The sequence below is a fragment of the Agromyces sp. P1_H4 genome (assembly GCF_056405255.1).
In genome coordinates this window covers 1-4,600 of sequence record NZ_JBFUCL010000308.1, presented here as the reverse complement: position 1 = coordinate 4,600, position 4,600 = coordinate 1, and the positions used below count along the sequence as shown (strand labels likewise).

The following is a 4,600-nucleotide window of genomic DNA, read 5'->3' as shown; positions in this document are numbered from 1 at the left end:
CCGCTGCGCTGGCTCGAGGCCGCCGGCGCGCAGCTCGCCCGCCTGGAAGGCGGCGGTCGGGCCTGACCCGCGACCCGCCGGGCTCGCGACTGTGCTGCCCGCAACTCACCCTCGCGTGCCGAAATGCAGGAACGTTCCGCCGGCGCGCCCCAGTGCCGGCGCACCGGCCCGGCGAGTCGCCCGGGAGTTCCTCCATTTCGCAGCGTGCCGCGAAACGATCAGTCCTGCTCGCGCTCCTCGGCCTTGTGCGAACCGGGATGCGGCTTCGGCGGCTGCGTTCGCACGAACTTGCCGTGCCGCTCCGACGGGTCGTGGGTCTCGGGGTGACGGTCGGTCGAGGTGTAGTCGCCCACCGTGGGTTCCTCGTCGGGCCGCCCGTCGGTGCGCGTGTACTCGCCCGCCACGGTGCGCTCGTGCGCCGGCTGCCCGCCGACCTCGGTGTACTGTCCCTCGAGCCGATCCGTGGCGGTCTCGGGCTCGGAGTGCCGGTGGGGCTGGTCGGGCAGTTCGGTCTGGTCCTCGGCGTTCGCGTCGTTCGATTCGGACATCATCGCTCCCTCGCTCTTGAGCATCCGGGGCGCCGTCAGCGGGCGACGTCTCGCCTCAATGCTACGCCGACGGGTGTGCGTCGAGGCCGGCATGCGCCGGTGAGAGCCCGGGAACGCCACGAACGCGAACTCAGGCGAGGACGACGGATGCCTCGCCGGAGACGCCCCTCGTGACGGTGAACGCCGCCGGCGCGGCATCCCCTCGGCCCCGGGCCGGCCGCACCGCGTAGTCGCCCGCGAATCCGCGCACGGACACCCGACCCGCGGCATCCGTGCGCGCGGTCGTCGGCGGAAGCCACCACTCGCCCTTCACGAGGCGGTGCAGCGCGTCGTACGACGGCTTCGGCGTGCCGTCGGCGCGCAGCAGCCCGATCGGCGCGTTGAGCCAGGCGCCCCGGTCGGTGATGCCCCAGTACGTGATGGCTTCGACCGCGGGGTGCCCGACGAGCGTTTGGTAGTGGCGTTCGAGCTCGTCGGCCTGGCGGGCCTCGCCCTCGGGCGTCGACGGCCATTCGTCGACCCGCCAGTCGTTGAGGTCCTCGATGTGCGGAGGCATGAGGTCGCCTGAGACGAGCGACGTCTCGGTGAAGTGCAGCGGCACCCCGTAACGTGCGAACCGGTCGGCGATCGCGACGAGCGCCTCCTCGCCGCGGAAGCCCTGGTGCATGTGGGTCTGGAGGCCGATCGCGTCGATGCGGATGCCGGCCTCGAGCACGCCCTCGATGAGGCACTCGTACGCACTCGAGAGGTCGAAGTCGTTGAGCAGCAGCGTCGCCGCCGGATTCGCGGCACGCGCCTCCTCGAACGCGAGGCGGATCAGGTGGATGCGCCCCCGCGCACGCGCGAGGGGCGTGATCGCGTTGTCCTCGGCCTCGAACACCGGCATGATCACGACCTCGTTGATCGCGTCCCAGGTGTCGATCAGTCCGRCGAACTCGCCGACCTCGCGGCGGATGCGGGCGCGCAGCGCCGCCTCCACTTCGTCCAGCGGGAGGTCCAGCAGCCACTCGGGGGCGAGCGTGTGCCAGGCGAGCGGATGCCCCTTCACGGCCACTCCGCGCTGACGGAGCCACTCGGCGGTGCGGCGCAGCTCGGTCGTGCGCGGCCGGTCGGGTTCCGGCTCGAAGTCGCGCCAGTAGAACGGCAGCGTGGCGACGTTGAAGAGCTCGACCAGGCGGGCGGCGAGCTCCTCGTCGCCGGGCGCGCCCCGGCCGTTGGCCATCGGCACGAGGTCGAAGCCGATGTTGCCGAAGCCGAACTGGTGGCTGATCTGCTCGACGACCACCTCGGTGTCGGCGAGGGGCGCGCCGTCGCGACCGGTGACGGTGACGGTGGTGGCGCCCCGGCGGTGCTCGGAGCCGCCGGCGGCGGCATCGATCAGGTGGTTCACCGAGCGGCAGCTGCGGCGACGCGGGCAGCCGCGGCGTACCGCTCGCGGATCTCGGGCCGAACGTCGACTGCGAGCTCCTCGGCGACCTCGACCGGCCAGCCGGGCCGTGCGCCAGTGAGCACCCACGCGGCCTGGCGGGCGGCCCCGTCCGCGACGTACTCGCCGGGCGCGGGCACGACCACGGGCGCGTCGAACACCTGGGCTGCGACCGCCCGCACGGCGGGGTTCTGCGCGGCGCCGCCGATGAGCAGCACCCGCTGCGCCTCGACGCCCTGGCCGCGCACCGCGTCGAGGCCGTCGGCGAGTCCGCAGAGCATGCCCTCGATTGCCGCGCGCGCGATCGCAGGCCGGGTCGTGTTCGCCAGCGTGAGCCCCGAGAACGAGGCCATGGCGTGCGGCAGGTTCGGCGTGCGCTCGCCCTCGAAGTAGGGCACGAGCACGGCACCGGATGCCCCGGGCTCGGCGTCGAGGGCCAGGCGTCCGAGTTCGGCGTGGTCGACGCCGAGCAGGCGCGCAGTCGCGTCGAGCACCCGCGCGGCGTTGAGCGTGGCGATGAGCGGCAGGAAGCGCCCCGTGGCATCCGCGAACCCGGCGACGGTGCCCGAGGCGTCGGCGATGGGGGCATCCGTCACGGCGAAGACCGTGCCGCTCGTGCCGATCGACACGACGACGTCGCCGGATGCCGCGTCGAGCCCGAGTGCGGCCGCGGCGTTGTCGCCCGCGCCCGGGCCGACGAGGATGCCGTCGGGCGTGCGGCCCGCCGCCTCGCCGGGGCCGAGCACCCGCGGCAGGATCACGTCGTGGCCGAGCGCGCGCACGAGCAGGTCGCGGTCGTACCCGTCGGCGCCCCAGTAGGCCGTGCCGCTCGCGTCGGAGCGGTCGGTCGTGAGCTCGTCGAGCACGGGGCCGAGCGACGACTCGTCCGCTGGGCCGTAGCCGCGCAGGCGCCACGTCAGCCAGTCGTGGGGGAGGGCCACCGCCGCGACGCGGGCCGCGGCATCCGGCTCGGCGTCGCGCAGCCAGCGCAGCTTCGTCGCCGTGAACGACGCGACCGGYACGACGCCCGTGCGCCGGGCGTACTCGTCGGCGCCGACCTCGTCGATCAGGTCTCGTGCCGCCTGCGCCGAGCGGGTGTCGTTCCAGAGCAGGGCGTCGCGGATGACGCGGCCCTCGTCGTCGAGCACGACCATGCCGTGCTGCTGGCCGCCGACCGAGATCGCCTCGACGCCGTCGAGCCCGTCCGCGTCCGCGAACGCCGAGAGCAGGGCGCCCCACCAGGCGGCGGGATCGACCTCGGTGCCGTCGGGGTGCGGGGCGCGGCCGGAGCGCACGAGGGCCCCGGTCGCGGCATCCCGGATCACGACCTTGCAGGACTGCGTCGACGAGTCGACGCCGGCGACGAGTGCCATTTGAGGGTTACTCCTTCGTGGTCCTGCGTGTCACGTTCTCAAGGCTGCCGCGGCACGCCCTTCGGCGCTGCGCGCCTCTCGGGGCTACGGCTGCCGCCTTTGCGCGAGGCTAGCGCCTCGCGCCCAGCAGGTGCTCGGTGGCGAGCTGCTGCAGGCGCACGAAGCCGCCGCCCTTGCCGTTCAGGTAGACGCTCGGGTCGAAGTCCTCGTAGGCCGACCGGTCGGCGAGGAACTCGTCGTAGGTCTCGCCCTCGTTGAGCGTCGGGGTCGACAGCTCGAAGACCTTGGCGGCCTCGAGCGCCTCCTGCACCTCGGGGTCGGCGCGGAAGGCCGCGGCGCGCTCCTTCAGCAGCAGGTAGGTGCGCATGTTGGCCGCAGCCGACTCCCACACGCCCTTCTCGTCCTCAGTGCGCGAGGGCTTGTAGTCGAAGTGGCGCGGGCCGTCGTAGGCCGGGACGCCGCCGGGGCCGCCGTTCTCGAGCAGGTCGACGAGCGCGAACGCGTTGTGCAGGTCGCCGTGGCCGAACACGAGGTCCTGGTCGTACTTGATGCCGCGCTGGCCGTTGAGGTCGATGTGGAAGAGCTTGCCGTGGTACAGCGCCTGGGCGATGCCGGCGGCGAAGTTGAGGCCCGCCATCTGCTCGTGGCCGACCTCGGGGTTGAGGCCCACGAGCTCGGGGCGCTCGAGCGAGTCGATGAAGGCGATCGCGTGGCCGAGCGTCGGCAGCAGGATGTCGCCACGGGGCTCGTTCGGCTTCGGCTCGATGGCGAATCGGATGTCGTAGCCCTTGTCGGTCACGTAGTCGCCGAGGAGGTTGACGGCCTCGCGGTAGCGCTCGAGCGCCTGGCGGATGTCCTTGGCCGCGTCGTACTCGGCCCCCTCGCGGCCGCCCCACATGACGAACGTCTTCGCGCCGAGCTCGGCGCCGAGGTCGAGCTGGCGGAACACCTTGCGCAGCGCGTAGCGGCGCACGTCGCGATCGTTCGCGGTGAAGCCGCCGTCCTTGAAGACCGGCGCCGAGAAGAGATTGGTGGTGACCATCGGCACGATGAGGCCGGTGTCGTCGAGCGCGCCCTTGAGGCGGTCGATCTGCGTCTGGCGCTCGGCGTCGGTCGAGCCGAACGCGAAGAGGTCGTCGTCGTGGAAGGTGAGGCCGTAGGCGCCGAGCTCGGCGAGCTTCTCGACCACGTGCACGACGTCGAGCGGATGCCGCGTGGGGCCGCCGAACGGGTCGGTGCCGTTGTAGCCGACC

The 4,600-nt window shown here is 72.9% G+C and carries 4 protein-coding genes; all 4 read right to left on the bottom strand.

Features of this window, described 5'->3' with window-relative positions:
• Positions 1–218: 218 nt before the first annotated feature.
• A complete protein-coding gene (locus AC1DY2_RS15920; protein WP_476763308.1) occupies positions 219–548 on the bottom strand; it encodes a hypothetical protein in 330 nt (109 codons plus the stop codon).
• Between the two features lie 130 nt (positions 549–678).
• Positions 679–1,938 carry an endo-1,4-beta-xylanase gene (locus tag AC1DY2_RS15915; RefSeq protein ID WP_476763307.1) on the bottom strand — a complete coding sequence of 420 codons (1,260 nt, stop codon included), beginning with the start codon at positions 1,936–1,938 and terminating at the stop codon, positions 679–681.
• Positions 1,935–3,347: a xylulokinase gene (gene xylB, locus AC1DY2_RS15910; protein ID WP_476763306.1), complete on the bottom strand. Its 1,413-nt coding sequence runs from the start codon at positions 3,345–3,347 to the stop codon at positions 1,935–1,937. Before xylB ends, AC1DY2_RS15915 begins: the two co-directional genes overlap by 4 nt.
• A gap of 109 nt (positions 3,348–3,456) precedes the next feature.
• Positions 3,457–4,600: xylose isomerase (gene xylA, locus AC1DY2_RS15905; RefSeq protein ID WP_476763305.1), on the bottom strand; the 1,144-nt coding region annotated here is incomplete at its 5' end.